The sequence below is a fragment of the Rhodococcus sp. LB1 genome (assembly GCF_001583455.1).
Taxonomy (GTDB): Bacteria; Actinomycetota; Actinomycetes; order Mycobacteriales; family Mycobacteriaceae; genus Rhodococcus_F; species Rhodococcus_F opacus.
Map to the genome: position 1 here is coordinate 25,051 of NZ_LTCZ01000323.1, position 14,874 is coordinate 39,924.

At 67.9% G+C, this 14,874-nt stretch carries 15 protein-coding genes; 5 read left to right on the forward strand and 10 right to left on the reverse strand.

The genetic code is table 11. From position 1 onward, the window contains the following. A partial coding sequence (locus AZG88_RS32575) for a carboxylesterase family protein (protein ID WP_231914281.1) occupies window positions 1–990 on the forward strand: 990 nt, incomplete at its 5' end. A gap of 122 nt (window positions 991–1,112) precedes the next feature. Next, on the forward strand, window positions 1,113–2,018 hold the full coding sequence (locus AZG88_RS32580) for an SDR family NAD(P)-dependent oxidoreductase (RefSeq protein WP_061042634.1): 906 nt from the start codon (window positions 1,113–1,115) through the stop codon (window positions 2,016–2,018). A gap of 6 nt (window positions 2,019–2,024) precedes the next feature. Here the strand turns inward: AZG88_RS32580 and AZG88_RS32585 are convergent, their stop codons facing one another. Continuing rightward, window positions 2,025–2,402 (reverse strand): VOC family protein, encoded by a 378-nt coding sequence (locus tag AZG88_RS32585; protein ID WP_005260002.1) that lies wholly within the window; start codon window positions 2,400–2,402, stop codon window positions 2,025–2,027. A 145-nt stretch (window positions 2,403–2,547) separates the two neighbouring features. Between AZG88_RS32585 and AZG88_RS32590 the strand changes: the two genes are divergently transcribed. Beyond that, window positions 2,548–3,645 (forward strand): CaiB/BaiF CoA transferase family protein, encoded by a 1,098-nt coding sequence (locus AZG88_RS32590; protein WP_005238498.1) that lies wholly within the window; start codon window positions 2,548–2,550, stop codon window positions 3,643–3,645. A gap of 51 nt (window positions 3,646–3,696) precedes the next feature. Here the strand turns inward: AZG88_RS32590 and yczR are convergent, their stop codons facing one another. Then, complete coding sequence (yczR, locus tag AZG88_RS32595; RefSeq protein ID WP_061700199.1) at window positions 3,697–5,181, reverse strand: MocR-like transcription factor YczR; 1,485 nt, start codon at window positions 5,179–5,181, stop codon at window positions 3,697–3,699. A 62-nt stretch (window positions 5,182–5,243) separates the two neighbouring features. On the opposite strand from yczR, the gene AZG88_RS32600 reads away from it, so the two are divergent. After that, window positions 5,244–5,456, forward strand: coding sequence for a hypothetical protein (locus AZG88_RS32600; RefSeq protein WP_061700200.1), 213 nt, complete (start codon window positions 5,244–5,246; stop codon window positions 5,454–5,456). Here AZG88_RS32600 and AZG88_RS32605 read toward each other — a convergent pair. After that, the gene (locus AZG88_RS32605; protein WP_061700201.1) at window positions 5,429–6,967 is read right to left on the reverse strand and encodes an alkaline phosphatase D family protein; all 1,539 of its coding nucleotides are present in this window, start codon (window positions 6,965–6,967) and stop codon (window positions 5,429–5,431) included. The genes AZG88_RS32600 and AZG88_RS32605 overlap by 28 nt on opposite strands. Before the next feature lie 31 nt (window positions 6,968–6,998). On the opposite strand from AZG88_RS32605, the gene AZG88_RS32610 reads away from it, so the two are divergent. Beyond that, a complete protein-coding gene (locus AZG88_RS32610; RefSeq protein ID WP_378380589.1) occupies window positions 6,999–7,592 on the forward strand; it encodes a methylated-DNA--[protein]-cysteine S-methyltransferase in 594 nt (197 codons plus the stop codon). Here AZG88_RS32610 and AZG88_RS50850 read toward each other — a convergent pair. The 7 genes from AZG88_RS50850 to AZG88_RS32640 are packed head-to-tail and all read right to left on the reverse strand — an operon-like array spanning window position 7,528 to window position 14,817. Further along, complete coding sequence (locus AZG88_RS50850; protein WP_082833541.1) at window positions 7,528–7,959, reverse strand: racemase; 432 nt, start codon at window positions 7,957–7,959, stop codon at window positions 7,528–7,530. The two genes, AZG88_RS32610 and AZG88_RS50850, sit on opposite strands and share 65 nt — an antisense overlap. Window positions 7,960–7,978: 19 nt before the next feature. Next, window positions 7,979–8,485 (reverse strand): 2-oxo-4-hydroxy-4-carboxy-5-ureidoimidazoline decarboxylase, encoded by a 507-nt coding sequence (locus AZG88_RS32615; protein WP_025432086.1) that lies wholly within the window; start codon window positions 8,483–8,485, stop codon window positions 7,979–7,981. After that, on the reverse strand, window positions 8,478–9,776 hold the full coding sequence (locus AZG88_RS32620) for a 2-isopropylmalate synthase (protein WP_005238486.1): 1,299 nt from the start codon (window positions 9,774–9,776) through the stop codon (window positions 8,478–8,480). The genes AZG88_RS32615 and AZG88_RS32620 overlap by 8 nt, the downstream gene beginning before the upstream one ends. Continuing rightward, on the reverse strand, window positions 9,763–11,274 hold the full coding sequence (locus tag AZG88_RS32625; RefSeq protein ID WP_063886923.1) for a chlorohydrolase family protein: 1,512 nt from the start codon (window positions 11,272–11,274) through the stop codon (window positions 9,763–9,765). Before AZG88_RS32625 ends, AZG88_RS32620 begins: the two co-directional genes overlap by 14 nt. After that, a complete protein-coding gene (locus tag AZG88_RS32630) occupies window positions 11,271–12,734 on the reverse strand; it encodes an amidohydrolase family protein (RefSeq protein ID WP_061700202.1) in 1,464 nt (487 codons plus the stop codon). The genes AZG88_RS32625 and AZG88_RS32630 overlap by 4 nt, the downstream gene beginning before the upstream one ends. Continuing rightward, the gene (locus AZG88_RS32635) at window positions 12,731–13,711 is read right to left on the reverse strand and encodes a sugar phosphate isomerase/epimerase family protein (RefSeq protein ID WP_025432084.1); all 981 of its coding nucleotides are present in this window, start codon (window positions 13,709–13,711) and stop codon (window positions 12,731–12,733) included. Before AZG88_RS32635 ends, AZG88_RS32630 begins: the two co-directional genes overlap by 4 nt. Next, window positions 13,708–14,817: a sugar phosphate isomerase/epimerase family protein gene (locus tag AZG88_RS32640; RefSeq protein WP_061700203.1), complete on the reverse strand. Its 1,110-nt coding sequence runs from the start codon at window positions 14,815–14,817 to the stop codon at window positions 13,708–13,710. Before AZG88_RS32640 ends, AZG88_RS32635 begins: the two co-directional genes overlap by 4 nt. Window positions 14,818–14,874 lie beyond the last annotated feature (57 nt).

The window sequence follows — 14,874 nt, forward strand, 5'->3', positions numbered from 1 at the left end:
GAATGGGTGCAACGCAACATTGCCGAATTCGGCGGCGACCCCGACAACGTCACCGTCTTCGGCGAATCCGCGGGCGCCAACGCCGTCACCACACTGATGACCACCCCCGCCGCGAAGGGGCTGTTCGCACGGGCCATCGCGGAAAGCCCTCCGGTGGCGTCCGCGTATCACCCCGAGCGGGCCGCGCGGTGGTCGCGCGAGTTCCTCGAGATCGCCGGGGTCCCGCCCGCCGAGGCCGCGACGTGGCTCGAGACCGCCGACCCGGCCGACTTCGTCGAAGCGGGGACGACACTGGCGCGCCGGGGCGCCGACGAGGAACCGGGAACCCGCGCGTTCGCGCCCGTCGTCGACGGCTTCTTCCTTCCCACGCATCCGCTCGACTGTTTCGCTTCCGGTTCCGGGCACCCGGTGCCGCTGATCATCGGCACGAACCGCCACGAGGGCAGGGTCTTTCCCCGGTTCCTGAACATCCTGCCCACCGATCCCACCCGGATCGACAAGATGTTCTCGCACGTGGACGCGTCGGTGAAGGAACGGGCCATCGCCGCCTACCCCGGTTATCCCGGTCGGCGTGCGGCAGCGGACCTCGGCGGCGACGTGACGTTCTGGGAACCGTCCGTCCTCTGCGCACAGGGCCACACGACCGTCGCACCGACCTACAGCTACCGGTACGACTTCGCACCCCGGCTACTCCGTGTCCTCGGGCTGGGCGCCACCCACGCGACGGAAATGTACGCGGTATTCGGATTGACCGGGCCGTGGGCGCGGCTGCTCACCGCGCTCGGGGGCCGCCGCGGGTTGCGGGCGGTCACCGACACCGTCCAGTCGCACTGGCTGCACTTCGCCCGGCACGGGACCCCCGCACCCGGATGGCCCCGGTACTCGCCGGAGCGCCGGGAGACGCTCATCATCGACGACACGAGCCGGGTGGAGAACGATCCGCTCGGCGAGCGTCGACGCGCCTGGCTGGGGTACGAGCACCGACGCTAGGCCGAACCCGCGGCGAGCCGCATGCGTAACGGCCTGACCCGTGGCCGCACCGTCGGTTCGTTCCACGGTGCGACCCTCCCGGTTGCCCTACTCTCGTAGAGACCTGCATTCGGGAGGCGAGAATGACCGAGTCGAACGATCTCGCAGGCCGCACCATGGTGGTCACCGGTGCCACCTCGGGGCTCGGCCTGGAGACCTGCCGCCAACTCGCGCGCCGCGGGGCCACCGTCGTCGTGGTCGGCCGGGACCAGGACGAGATCGACGCGGTGATCGCCGAACTGTCCGAGAGCACCGACCGCGACCGGCTGAACTCGGCGCTCGCCGACCTGTCCTCGCTCGACCGGGCACGCAAGCTGTCCGAGGAACTGCTGCACCGGTTCCCGCGGATCGATGTGCTGGTGAACAACGCAGGCATCGACGTGGGGCATCGTCAGCTGACGGTCGACGGCATCGAAGAGATGTTCGCCGTGAACTACCTCGCGCCGTTCGTGCTGGCGACGTCGCTGGCTCCGGCGATGGCTGCGGCGTCGACCGCCGACGCCGCCGGTTATCGGCATCCGGCACGCATCGTGGACGTCAGCTCGTCGGGACATCGCGGCGGGCACCTCGACTTCGACGACCTCGACGGCACGAAGGACACGTTCCACGGCCAGCGTGCGCACAACAACTCCAAACTCGCCCTGACCCTGTTCACGCGGGAGTTGGCGCGCCGGTCCGATCCCGCGAGGCTGGTCGTCAATTGCGCCGACCCCGGCTTCGTCCGCGGCACCTCGCTCGGGCGGGGTCTGCTGTTCGGCCACCAGGTGGTGGGGACGCTCCTGACCCCGTTCACCGCCGACGTCGCGAAGGCTGCGGAAACGGTGGTCTGGACCGCCACCGCGACGGAGAGCGGCAAGTTCACCGGCGAATACGTGAAGGGTTGCAAGGTTGTTCACGCGAGCAAGGATGCACGTGACGCCGAACTCGCCGCGCGGTTGTGGGACGCTACCGAGGCACTACTCGCCGGCCGCGGTGCGGCCCGCCCCTGACGCCGGTCAGTTCGGATCCTCGAAGAGCGACAGCACGTTGTCGTGCGGATCCCGGAACCACGCGACGCGGATGCCGTCCGGGGCGCGCCAGGCCGCGTGCTCGTCCTGATCCATCCCCGGGTACTCGGTGAACTCGATGCCCTTGCTGCGCAGTGATTCGACGACCTTGTTCAGGTCGGCGACCTTCCACCCCAGCACGGTGTACCCGGTGTCGGCCTTCGCCTGCACCAGCGTGACCCGGAGCAGGGAGCCGTTGCAATCGAGGGCCAACGCGAACTCGTCCCGTGAGACGAGAGTCAGCCCCAGGGTCTCCACGTAGAACATCTCCGAGACGTCCAGATCGGTGCTGGCCACGAAACTCACGAGCTCACCCTGAAGACTCATGAATCAACTGTGCCCCGCGGACCCGCAGGCAGGCAAGAGCGCGGGGTCACCCGGGGCGGTATCCCGTGACCCGGAGCACACGGCCGTGCGCCCGCAAGTTAACGTCGATTCGACAGGTTGTCTCGCACCGGAATGAGGAACTCGCGTGTCTGCTCCAGTTACAGAGAAGAAGGGCCCGCTCGCGGGCATTCGCGTCGTCGAATTCGCAGGCCTCGGCCCGGGCCCGCACGCCGCCGCCCTCCTGGCCGATCTCGGCGCCGACGTGGTGTGCGTCCAGCGTCCCGGAGTGATTCCGCCGGACGGCCCGTACGACCAGATCCAGCGTGGTCGTCGCGTCGTCGAGGCCAACCTGAAGGACCCCGAGCAGGTCGAGAAGGTCCTCGGTCTGATCGAGCGTGCGGACGTCGTGATCGAGGGCTTCCGCCCCGGGGTCACCGAGCGCATGGGCCTGGGCCCCGACGTCTGCCTCGGGCGCAACGAGCGGCTCGTATACGGACGGATGACGGGCTGGGGCCAGGAGGGCCCGCTGGCAAGCGCCGCCGGGCACGACATCAACTACATCTCGCTGACCGGTGTCCTGCACGCCATCGGCCGCAAGGGTGAGCGTCCCGTGCCGCCGCTGAACATGGTCGGCGACTTCGGCGGCGGTTCGATGTTCCTGATCTTCGGGATCCTGTCGGCGCTGGTGGAGCGCCAGTCGTCCGGCAAGGGCCAGGTCGTGGATGCGGCGATGGTCGACGGCGCACTCGCGCTGTCGCACATGATGTGGGCGTTCCGCGGCCGCGGCGTCTGGTCCGACGAGCGCGGCGTCAACCTGCTCGACACCGGCGCGCCGTTCTACGACACCTATGAGACGTCCGACGGCAAGTACATGGCCGTCGGCTCGATCGAGCCGCAGTTCTACGCCCTGCTGTTGCAGGGCCTCGAACTCGACCCCGCCGAACTGCCGCAGCAGATGGACATCTCGGCGTGGCCGCAGATGAAGAAGGTCTTCGCCGAGAAGTTCCTGTCGAAGACCCGCGACGAGTGGGCGGCCATCTTCCTCGGCACCGACGCCTGCGTGTCTCCCGTGCTGACGTTCGCGGAGGCGCCGTCCAACGAGCACATCGCCGCCCGCGGGTCGTTGATCGACCTCGACGGCGTCACCCAGCACGCCCCGGCGCCGCGGTTCTCCCGCACCCCTGCCGGCGCACCCACCCCGCCTGCCCGCGAAGGCGTCGACATCGACACAGTCTGGACCTGATCCCCACGTGAGTGGCGAAGCGTGTTCCGGCACGCTTCGCCACTCACGGGCTCAGACGACGAGGGACGGTTCCGCGAGCTCACGGTCGACGGCCAGCGTCTCGTACGCTGCCGCGATGCAGTCGACACCGCGGCGCAGCTCGTCGGACGTCCGCGCGTACGGGAGCCGGACGAACCGCTCGAACGCTCCCTCCACACCGAACCGCGGTCCCGCCGCCAGCAGCACCCCGAAGTTGGGGGCCGTCGCGGCCAGCGCCGTCGACACCGGCGCGGGCATGCGCAGCCACAGCGACATCCCTCCCGAACCGATGGTCGGGATCCAGTCCGGCAGGCGGTCGGCGAGAGCGTCGAGCATCGCGCTCCGCTGTTCCCGCAGCTCCGCCCGGCGACGTGCGAGGACGAGTTCGTCGTCGGAGAGCAGATGCGCCGCCGCGAGCTGGTCCATCACCGGCGTGCCCAGATCGACCGCGGCCCGCGCCCCGGCGAGCCGGGTGATCAGCGCCGGATCGGCGCGAATCCAGCCGACGCGCAGCCCGCCCCAGAACGACTTCGCCGCCGACCCGATCGTCACGACCTCCGACTTCGCGGCTCCCCTGCCGTGCGCCGCGACCGGCCCCGGTGACGGCTCGTCCAGCCACAGGTCGACCATCGTCTCGTCCACCACCAGGGTCATGCGGGTGTCGCGCGCGATCCGCGCCAATTCGGCCCGCCCGGACGCGTCGAGGCACAGTCCGGTGGGGTTGTGGAAGTCCGGGATCAGGTACGCCATCCGGGCCGCGGTCTGCCGGGCGGCGCTGCGGATTCCGTCGAGATCCCACGCCCCGGACGCCCCGCCCTCCGGACGGACCGGGACCGGGACCGGACGCGCACCGACCCTGCGGATCGCCTCCAGCGCGTTGGGGTACGTGGGGTGATCGACCAGCACCCGCTCCCCCGGCGCCGTGAGCACGTTGAGGAGCAGCCGCAGCGCGTGCTGGGCACCGGAGGTGACCATGATCTGCTCGGGCGAGGTCTCCAGCCCTCGTGCCCGGTAGCGGGCGGCGATCACGTCCCGCAACGCGCCGATCCCGACCGGCTCCATTCCGTGCGTCGGCAGGAACTGCGGAAGCGATTGCAACGCATAGGCGTAGGCCTGCTCGACCGCCTCCGCGGGCGCGGCCATCGCGGCATAGCTGAGATCGACCACCGAACTGTCGGAACCGGGCTGGTGCGCCCGGAACATCAGCCCGTTCTGCCGTGCCCCGAGCGGCAGCGCGACCGTGCTGCGCGATCCCTGACGGCTGATGAGATACCCCTCGTCCCGGAGCACCGAATACGATGACGTGATCGTGGTCCGGCTCAACTCCAGCATCGACGCCAGTTCGCGCTCGCTCGGCAACGCGACCCCCAGGGGGATGCGGCCGTCGTGCACGAGCAGGCGGATCCCGTCGGCCAGCGCCCGGTAGGCGGGCCGTGCCACCGACCGGCGGCCGCTGTCGTCCTGCCAGTTGCCGAGGTCCCTGGCCAGGGAGCGTGCACCGAGTACGCGAGTCATCATGCAGTCCAGTATCAACCTCTTGGCTATTCAACTCAAAGCCAGTTCTGGCGAAGCTCGAATCCATGACGACACTGATCACCCTCGCGTGCATGCTCCTCCTTGCCGCAGCGGTCGCGCACTACGGCCCCAAAGAGGGAGGTACCGGCGTGTTTCGCCTGGAGCAGTTCCGGATCGGCGCCCCTCTCGGCGGAATCTTTACCGAACAGCCGAGCAGTCCAGAAGATCCAGACTGGCCTGCTTCAGACGATCAGCGCGCCGGTGGCGGCAGCAGCTGACTGAAGAGCACCGTCCCGGTCGCGTCGAGGAGGTCCACCCGCAACTCCGACGTCTGCCCGTCGATGAACACCTCACCGAAGTGCTGGTATCCGTCGAGCGGCGACGAGTTGGGTGCGGGCGGCGCGTGCACGAACACGGCCTCGGGGCCGAACGTGGCGTCGAGGTCGTTGGGACCGAAACCGCCCGAGTTGAGCGGACCGGAGACGAACTCCCAGAACTCGTCGAAATCCTTGTACGCGGCGCGGTCGGGCGAGTACCGGTGCGCGGCGGTGTAGTGCACGTCCGCGGTGAGCCACACCGTCCCGGTGATCCGCCCCGCCTTGATCGCCGACAGCACCTGGGCGATCTCGGATTCCCGGCCCGACGGCTGACCGGGCTCCCCGTTCGCGACGCCCTCGAACGCGGTGTCGCCGTCCGGGACCACCACCCCGAGCGGGAGGTCGTTGGCGATGATCTTCCACGTCGCCGTGGACGCACCGAGTTCCCGGATCAGCCAGTCCTTCTGTGCCGCACCGAGAATCTGCCCGGCCGCACCGGTGTTGACGCCGTTCGCGTCCTTGTAGGTGCGCATGTCGAGGACGAACACGTCGAGCAGTGGGCCGTACCCGATCTTGCGGTACACCCGACCGTCGACCGCGTCGCCCGGCTCCACCGGCAGCCACTCGTGGTACGCCTGGAATGCCCTCTGCGCCAGCACGTCCACGTTCTTCTCCGTGTATGCGTCGAGATCGAGGATCTCGCCGGGGTACCAGTTGTTGACGGTCTCGTGATCGTCCCACTGAACGATCTGCGCCACAGAAGAATTGAACCTGCGGTAGTTGTCGTCGGTGAGGTTGTACGCGTACTGGCCGCGGTACTGGTCCAACGTCTGCGCGACCGCGCTCTTCGCCTCACTGACCGTGTTCCGCCACACGCGTCCGTCCGGCAGCGTGACGGACTCCTTCAGCGGACCGTCGGCGTACACGACGTCGCCCGAGTGCAGGAACAGGTGCGGGTCGCGCGCGGCCATCGTGTCGAAGATTCGCATTCCGCCGATGTCCGGATTGATTCCGTATCCCTGACCAGCCGTGTCCCCGGACCATTGCAACCGGATGTCGCCTGCGGCGCTCGGAGCGGTGCGGAAGACACCCGTCACCGCCTCCGAGGTGGAGCCGTCGTCGCCTTCGAGAGTCACCCGGTAGTGCACCTGCTGCCCTGCGGGTAGTCCGGTCAGCCGCAGCCGTCCGGTGCCGCCCGTGTCCGGGGTGAGCAGTCCACCCTCGAATCGCACCGGGTCGGTGAAGGACTCGGTGGCCGAGGTCTCCACGATCATCGTGGCGGGACGGTCGGACCTTGCCCAGACGAGCGCACCGTCGGCTCGCACGTCCCCGGCCGCGACACCGTGCGTCAGGGTGGGGCGTTCACGGACCAGCGCCGGACCCGCACTGCCGGAATCGGAGCACGCGGCGGCGGGCACGGCCAGCAACCCGAGTGCGGTGGAGCGGAGCAGGGCACGGCGGGACAGATACACGGAACATCTCCTCGGTCGGCGAGCTTCGAGGATGTCCAACCGCGGTCAACGGAAGGTGAACGTCAGATGTGGGAGGCATACTGGATTGGTGACCACAGGAATCGCCCTGTTCGACACGGCCCTCGGCACCTGCGCCATTGCGTGGCGGGCCGCGGGGATCGTGGGCGTGCAATTGCCCGAAGGTTCACCCGAATCCACCCGGCAGCGTCTCGAACACTGCTTCCCGGATGCGGTGGAACACCAGCCGCCGGCGCCGGTCCAGCGGGCCGTCGACGGAATACGCGAACATCTGGGCGGCGCACTCGACGATCTGCGGTGGATCGACCTCGACTTCGAGGGAGTCCCCGAATTCGACTGCAACGTATACGACATCACCCGCGCAATCGACCCGGGCACCACGCTCACCTACGGCGACATCGCGGCGGAACTCGGCAAGCCGGGTGCCGCGCAGGCCGTCGGTCAGGCCCTCGGCCGCAACCCGCTGCCGATCGTGATCCCGTGCCATCGCGTCCTCGCCGCAGGCGGGCAGGTGGGTGGCTTCTCCGCCGGCGGCGGCACCCTCACCAAGCGCGAACTGCTGGCCCTCGAACACACTCCGGGTTTCGACGACCCGGTGCTGTTCTGATCAGCGCCTGCGGGTCGCCGACGAGTTCGCGCGCCAGTGCCGCGGCCGCCGCCATCCTGTCGCCGTCGGGGATCCGGAGGGTCCGGACGACACGCTGATCCGCCCCGGTCACCCTGGCGCATCCCAGCGCGAACGCCTGCCCGCCGGCGACGATCGCCCGCTCCACCGCGTGGACGAACGCGTCCACCGTCGACCTCGGGTCACCTTCGAACACCCAGACGCCCAAATCCGTCGACACCACCGCCACGCACCTGCCGGCGTCCGACGTGTCGTGCCCGAATGCCTCCAGGACGGCGGCCGCTGCGTGGAAGCTGTCGTACCACCGCCCGGCCGGCGTCCGGGTACTCGCTTCGACAGTCCTGATCATCGGCTCGAATGTATCGCAGTCACCCCGGCCCTTCACACCTCGCGATCAACGACGCGATCCTCCCCTCTCCGATCGCGACCACGTGGTGTGCGGCGAGAAGCAACTCGTCGGCTCGATCGTTGGTCACTCTCCGGTCGATCTCCGCCAGGATGCGGTCGAGAGTGAGCCCCTTCGCCGCGATGACCACGGGAAAGCCGAAACGAGCGCGATACCGGGACTCCCGCTCACGCAGGACGGTGAGCTTTCCGGCCGAACTGGCGACGAGTGCACCGTGCTCGGCGGCGGCATGGGCCGAGTCGGGAGGGTCCGAGAGCGGAAGATAGTTCTCCAGCGCCGCCGCGACGTCTTCGGGCGTCATGGACCGCCACGCGGCCGCCGCCGCCGCGAGGAGGTCCTCACAGTCGGCGTACGGTCGTGCGGACAGGACCGCGGTTGCCCAGGTCCGCGACGGTGTGCAGGTCAACAACTCTTTTTCCAGGGCAGACTCGTCCAGGGCATTGAGCGTAACGACGGCAGTGTCAGGCATGGGCGCTCGCACGCCGATAGAGTGCGAGGCTTTCTTCCGCCACACGCGACGCTTCCCCGGCGGTCAGCCACCGTGGATAAGACGTCACCGCTGCCACCGCGTCGTCCAGAGCGGTGCGGACGAACGCGATCTCCTCCGCGGCGGCCTCGAGTCCGAGCGACTGCAGCAGCACCTCGGCCATACGGTCGGTGGTCAGGCTGTCCCACACCCACTCCTGTCGACCGCCCACCATCGCGGGGCTCACGCACGACGAGACGGGCGGGAACACGTCCGGTCCCCCGGTGATCGCAGCGATGACGTCGCCTGGCATGTGCTTGAGGTGGGCATATCCTCCGACCACCGGCTTGAGTGGCGGCAGGCTCACCGAACTTTCCGACGCGACGAGTTGCGCCAGGGACGTCAGCTGTTCGACGTGAATACCGGTGTCGACGCCGTAGAGAACTTCCAGAGCGAGCACCACCTCCTCCAGCGCGGCGAAGCCGGCGCGGTAGGACATTCCGGACACCGACACATCGGGGCTCGCGCCTGCCGTCGCGGCCGCAACGGCCGTGGCGGTGCCGAGGCCGAAGTCGTCGTGCACGTGCATCGTGATCGGCACGTCTCCGACCAGGCGCTCCCGGAACGTCCGGACGAACAGTTTCATCGCTTCGGGGCCGAGACTGCTGGTCGAGTCCATCAGATCGAGGCGCCGCGCACCGAGTTCGACGGCGAAGTTGCAGGCTGCCACCAGATCGTCGAAGTCGCGGCGGCCCACGTTGGCGAGTGTGATCGTGGCGTCGCAGCCCAGCTCACGCAGGTACTCGAAGAACTTCTCGAGATCGCAGTACTGACGCGATCGGGCGGCGGCCGAGGGTGCCGGGACGATGCCAGGTGCGAAGGTCCGTACTCCCCACTCGTGCAGCTGATCGACGGTTTCCTTCATACCGACCTGCTGGTAGTTCTCCCCGTCCGACAGCAGGGTGTCGGCGTACACATTGAGCCGGAAGCCGAAGTCCCGGGCGGCGACGGCGCGAACGAGCGCCGCTTCGCGCGGCATCGGTGACGCTCCGCCGCCCCAGTTGATGTTGACGCTTTCCTCCCGGATCCCTGCCGCACCGAGCGCCGCGGCGATCCGCACGAATCCGTCCATCGACGTGGTCGCGCCTGCGGTGAAGAGCGTCTTCCGCAGGGTGCTGTCGATCAGCGCGAACGGTGAAGGCCAGTCGAACTGTGCCTGGACGGTGGTGTCGAAATTGAACGGGCTGACCCAGTGACTGCCGTCGACGAGGTGGGAGTGCTCAGGATTGATCATGCGAATACCCCTTCGGTGTCGTGGTTTTCGTGGTTTTCGTGATGTCGGGGAATGTCGGCGGAAAGAGTTCGGCCGGCGGTCTGCGTCGGTGGTCGCGTTCGCTGTATGCCGCTCTCATGCGTTCGAACAGGACCTGCGCGTGAGCCTGCAGCCGCGATTGGTCGGCGCCGAGGACGACGCCGTCGACCATGACGGTGCTACCTGCTACCACCGTCCGGCGGACGTCGCGGGCCGATCCGTTCATCGTGAGGGTGCGAAGTGGATCGTCGCGGACACCCATGGCGAAGTCTGCGAGATCGACCACGATGAAGTCGGCGCTCGCTCCCGGCTGCAGGCGTCCCAGATCCGGTCTGCCGAGGGCACGAGCACCGCCGATCGTCGCCGAACGGATGTAATCGGCTGTGGCACCCGCCGAAAGTGATCCGTCAGCCCGTTTCGCGAGATGGGTCCCGTAGTCGATTCCGCGGACGAGGTCCGGGGGAAACGAGTCGGTTCCCAGAGCGAGGTGGACACCGGCCGTTCGATACCGGTCGTACGACTCCAGCACCGCCCCGTATCGAATGGACGTCATCGGGCAGTGCACGATCGTGACACCCGCCTCCGCCAGGCGCCGCAGGTCGGCCTGCCCACCCTGACCGCCCGGTGCCCCGAGATGGATGCCGTGGGGCACCAGCAGACGCGTCTCCAGAAGTCCGGACGTCTCGAGGAGTTCGACGGGGCGCATCCCGTACGACTCGTCGAGCAGCGCCAACTCCACCTCACCCTGCATGCAGTGCAGTCGCACCACCGTGTCGCGGGCAACCGCCAGCTGTGCGGTCGCCGCCATCAGTTCCCTTGTCAGGGTCTCGATCCTGCAGGGCAGGAGAGCGCCGTGTACGAGATCGCCGCCGTGGTCAGCGGCATAGTCGAGGAAGCGCTCGGCATCCCGAAGCCCGGCTCGGCCCCGTTCCTCGTCGAACAGCACCGACCGGCGTCCACCGTCGACGACGTTGACGCCGGACCGGTAGGCGGGGCCGAGGTATCCCCGAATTCCGAGACGTTCCGCGATCCGCGCGACCTCGACCATGTCGTCGTAGGTCTCCGCCCACTCGCTGTGAGACTCGGAGGCGATCGGCATGAAGGTGGTGACACCGTGCCGAAGAAGCTGCGACAGTGCATATTCGCGGATGACGGCTCGCTCGGGTGGGTCGAACACGTCGCGCCGCCGTGATCGGAAATAATCGGCCGACCACTGCTGCCCGACTGCCAGATCGGGTGTCGCCCAGGAGTCGAGCAGCGCGTGATCGATGTCTGCCAGCGCATCGAGGTCGATGAATCCCGGCATGATCAGAGCGTCGCCGCAGTCGATCGTCTCGTCGACCGGGCCGCCCCATCCCCGTCCCGCGTGCAGGATCCGCGTGCCGCGATAGACGATCTCTCCGTCGGACACGAGCACGTGATCACCGTCGCGATGGGCCAGGACGTGGGCCGCCGTCATCCTGACCACCGGTTCCGTCATGGCACTCTCACCGCGATCGGCTCGTCGAATTCACGCCTGTTGCTTCGCCATCCGGGATCGGTGAGGTGGTGCGCCAGGCCGGCGCGTTCGACCAGTAGTCGGGCGTGCCGGTCCCCCTCGTCCAGTGCCGCCGTCTCGTCGACTCCGCACACGATGCGGTCTTCCATGACCACCGTTCCGCCGACGATCACGGTGTTCACGTCGGCTCCGGTCGCCTCGTAGACGAGGCGATGCACCGGCATCCAGTTAGGTACGAGATGCGGCTTGCGCATGTCGAGAATCGCGAGATCGGCGCGTTTACCCACTTCGATGGATCCGATGACGTCGGCCATTCCGAGGACCGCCGCAGCATCGATCGTGATCATCTCGAGCAATCGACCTGGTGGCAGCAGGTAGGGATCGTCGGCGAGAAGTTGATTTGCGGCCTGAGCGGCGCGCGCGGCCTGCAAGAGGTCGAAGGGACGGCGCGGCGACGAACCGTCGGTGGTGATCGCAACGGTGATGCCTGCCTGCAACATCTGAGGGACCGGCGCACGTCCTCCCGGTGCATGGCCCACGGACGTCCCGGTCTCCGCCAGGATCGCGACCTCCTCGGCAGACAAACCCGTGCAGTGTTGCAGGTGCACGTCCGGCCCGAGGAGCGCATTCTCACGATCCTTCACCGCGAGCCGCACCATGCCACCGAAGGCATCCGAGTGGATGCGGACACCCCAGCGCTCTGCGGCTTCCCGGACCCGGCGCGCCTGGTATCGATCGTCCTCGGTGAGATGGGTAGCGACGTCGGGTCGCGACGGGCGGGACGGATCGAGCGAGGGGACGATGGTGAAGGGTGTCAGGAACACCGACGTGAGATCGCCTTCGTAGCCGTTCACCGTCTCGATCACCGATTCCGCGCCGGACAGCAACTCGTCGAATCCGACCTCACGTCGACGGGGAACCACGCCGGACCACTGCGTGACCGGATGGGGCAGCGGCAAACCCGCCGGCCCGACACACACGACGTCGCGTATTCCGATCTCCCGGTAGGCGCGCGCGTGAGCCAGTGAGATCTCGGGATCGTCACTGCGGGGCCGTGATCCCATGACACTGACTCCGCACGTCACTCCGGCGCGGACGCGCTCGAGCGCGGACACGAGCCCGTCGTGATACCAGTACTCCGGTGTCGTCGCGTGGAAGTACGCAGGTGTGACGGTGCGCATCCAGAACGTCGGGCTGTCGCATCCCAGCGTCTTGATCAGCGAGTGGCCGGCGTGACCGTGGGCGTCGACGAGCCCGGGTATCACCAGCTTGCCCCGGCAGTCGATTCGGCGGACGGACGGATCCGTGACGGCGAGGAGCGCCTGGCTGTCACCGACCGCGCTGATGAGGCCACGGTCGATCAGGACGGCGCCGTCGTCGATGATCCGGCGTTCACGGTCCACGGTCACGACTGTGGCCCCGTGCAGCAACATCGCGGTCATGCCGCCGTCCCGCGCGTCATCGTCGCCAGTTCGGACAGCGCAGCCCGCAGTCGCGGCGCTGTTGCCATCACCGGAGGCCGGTCGGGCCGCGCCCGGGACGACAGTATCGAGAGTTCTCTCAGTGAGACGTCGCTGTTCTGCAGCAGCCACCGTTCGTCACACACCGGCATCTCGAACTCTCCGCGGTGCAGGTCGATGAGGACCGGCGCGCCCCCGCCCGCGCCGTCGAGGATGCGGAAGATCGCTCCCCAGTCGATGTCGCCCTCACCGCCCGGGCACAACCGTCGCGCGAGACCGCGACCGGTGAAGGTGATCCACGCGTCGTCGTAGTGAATCCGGGCGACGTGCGGTGCGAGCCGGGCGGTCGCCAGCTCCGGATCCTCGCCTCGCACCGGCAGATTGACCGGGTCGAGGGCCACCGCCAGCAGGTCGGAGCCTACGGCGTCGATGAGCGAGAGGATTTCGTGTGACGTGATCTCCTCGTGCGTCTTGACCGCGAGTTTCAGGCCCAGGTCGGTGAGCACCCGGGACAGGTTCCGATACAACTGCGCCGTGGCGTCGAGTTGCTCCGGCCACACGACCGACGCGTCATAGCGGTCGTCCAGCGTCCCCACGACGACCTGGACGTAGTCGTTGTCGAGTTCCCCGATCGCCCTCAACGCCTTGCTCAGTCCCGCCACCAGATCGCCTCGCCCTGCCTCGCGGAATCGCGTGGTTCGTTCGGCATGCCCGGCGGACACCATTCCCAGCGCGCAGCTCAGCCGAACACCGAGTGAACGTCCATAGTCGGCGAGAGCCCGAAAGGCGGTCGGATCGAGCGCGGGCGAAATCGCAAAAGGAGAAGCGAACTCCACGTGCCGCAGACCGAGACCCGACGCCGTGCGGATGGTCTCCCGAGGGGTTGATTCCTCGCCCAGCACACGCGCGCACGCACCGAGGTCCCGACGAACTGTGCCGACGTGGTCGCCGGCGATCACCGCGCCGACTCCGCGAGATCGACTGCTTTCGTGGCCGATTCGACGGGAAGATCGTGTTCCGCACACACGCTTCGCACGTGATCCGCACTGGACCTGATGTACGACACCGTCTCCGCATAGCCGTACGGCAGCGCGGCATAGGCGGCGTTGTCGATCCGTTCCCCCGACCGGATCCGCCGGTCGTACGACTGCACCATGTCCAGATACGCCGCCATCTCCTGGACCGTCAGATCGGGGTGACCGTCGAGGAATTCGGGGTCGAACGCTTCGATGAGCATCGTCCGGCGGGGACGAGGCAGGTCGTCGAGCGATTCGTCGTTCTCGATCGTGAGATTGAGCGCCGGATTCGCCGCCGCCAGTACCGGCAGTATGCGATGGAAGTCGACGACCCCGGTGCCGCACGGGCGCATCTGATAGGCGAGACCGCCGTCGGTGTAGGTGATCGCGGCGTCCTTGATGTGCGTCTGACGCACGTACGGTGCCAGCCGTTCGGCCGCCCAGACGGGATGTTCGAGGCGTTGAAGCACGTTCGCGGTGTCGAACACGACGCCGACCACGTCCGAGCCGGCAGCCTCCACCAGCCGGACGAGTTCGAACGACGTGATCTCCTCGTGTGTTTCCAGGTTCAGGTGGATACCGAGGTCCCGTGCGATCGGAGCCAGTGTTCCGAGAAAACGCGCCGTCGCGGCCAGCTGTTCCGTCCACGTCACGTCGGTGCGGAAGCGGTCGTATGCCCAGCGGCCGCTGTACGCCGATTTGTAGTTCGCGGTGGCCACCCACAGCTCACGGCAATCGATGGCGGCGCAGGCTTCCATCATCCGGCGGAAGCCGAGGACGATGTCGCCGTCGCCGACGGCACGCAGCTCCGGCGCCTCCGGGTTCGCATAGGGATTGACCTTGCCCAGACCGGTCTCCAGGTACATGCCCAGTTCGTCTGCCTTGGCCCGGATGTCGCGCAGTTCACCGGCGTCCAGGGCCGGACTCATATCGAGCACGGTACGGAAGAACAAACCGGCCATACCCAGTTCGTGCGCATGTTCGAGGCTGTTCACGGGACCCCGAGTGCGGCTCTCGGGAATCTTGCGTCCGTCTACACCAATTCGCATGTCTACCTACTTCTGTCAGGGGTGATCGATGAGATGAGAGAGGCATGGGGCTCGAGA

Coding starts and splice junctions, on each gene's coding strand:
- AZG88_RS32610 (WP_378380589.1), top strand. CDS start 6,999: ATGTCCAACCGCGGTCAACGGAAGGTGAACGTCAGATGTGGGAGGCAT.
- AZG88_RS32585 (WP_005260002.1), bottom strand. CDS start 2,402: ATGAGTCTTCAGGGTGAGCTCGTGAGTTTCGTGGCCAGCACCGATCTG.
- AZG88_RS32620 (WP_005238486.1), bottom strand. CDS start 9,776: ATGATCAATCCTGAGCACTCCCACCTCGTCGACGGCAGTCACTGGGTC.
- AZG88_RS32630 (WP_061700202.1), bottom strand. CDS start 12,734: ATGACCGCGATGTTGCTGCACGGGGCCACAGTCGTGACCGTGGACCGT.
- AZG88_RS32600 (WP_061700200.1), top strand. CDS start 5,244: ATGACGACACTGATCACCCTCGCGTGCATGCTCCTCCTTGCCGCAGCG.
- AZG88_RS32615 (WP_025432086.1), bottom strand. CDS start 8,485: ATGCCTGACACTGCCGTCGTTACGCTCAATGCCCTGGACGAGTCTGCC.
- AZG88_RS32640 (WP_061700203.1), bottom strand. CDS start 14,817: ATGCGAATTGGTGTAGACGGACGCAAGATTCCCGAGAGCCGCACTCGG.
- AZG88_RS32580 (WP_061042634.1), top strand. CDS start 1,113: ATGACCGAGTCGAACGATCTCGCAGGCCGCACCATGGTGGTCACCGGT.
- AZG88_RS50850 (WP_082833541.1), bottom strand. CDS start 7,959: ATGATCAGGACTGTCGAAGCGAGTACCCGGACGCCGGCCGGGCGGTGG.
- AZG88_RS32625 (WP_063886923.1), bottom strand. CDS start 11,274: ATGACGGAACCGGTGGTCAGGATGACGGCGGCCCACGTCCTGGCCCAT.
- yczR (WP_061700199.1), bottom strand. CDS start 5,181: ATGATGACTCGCGTACTCGGTGCACGCTCCCTGGCCAGGGACCTCGGC.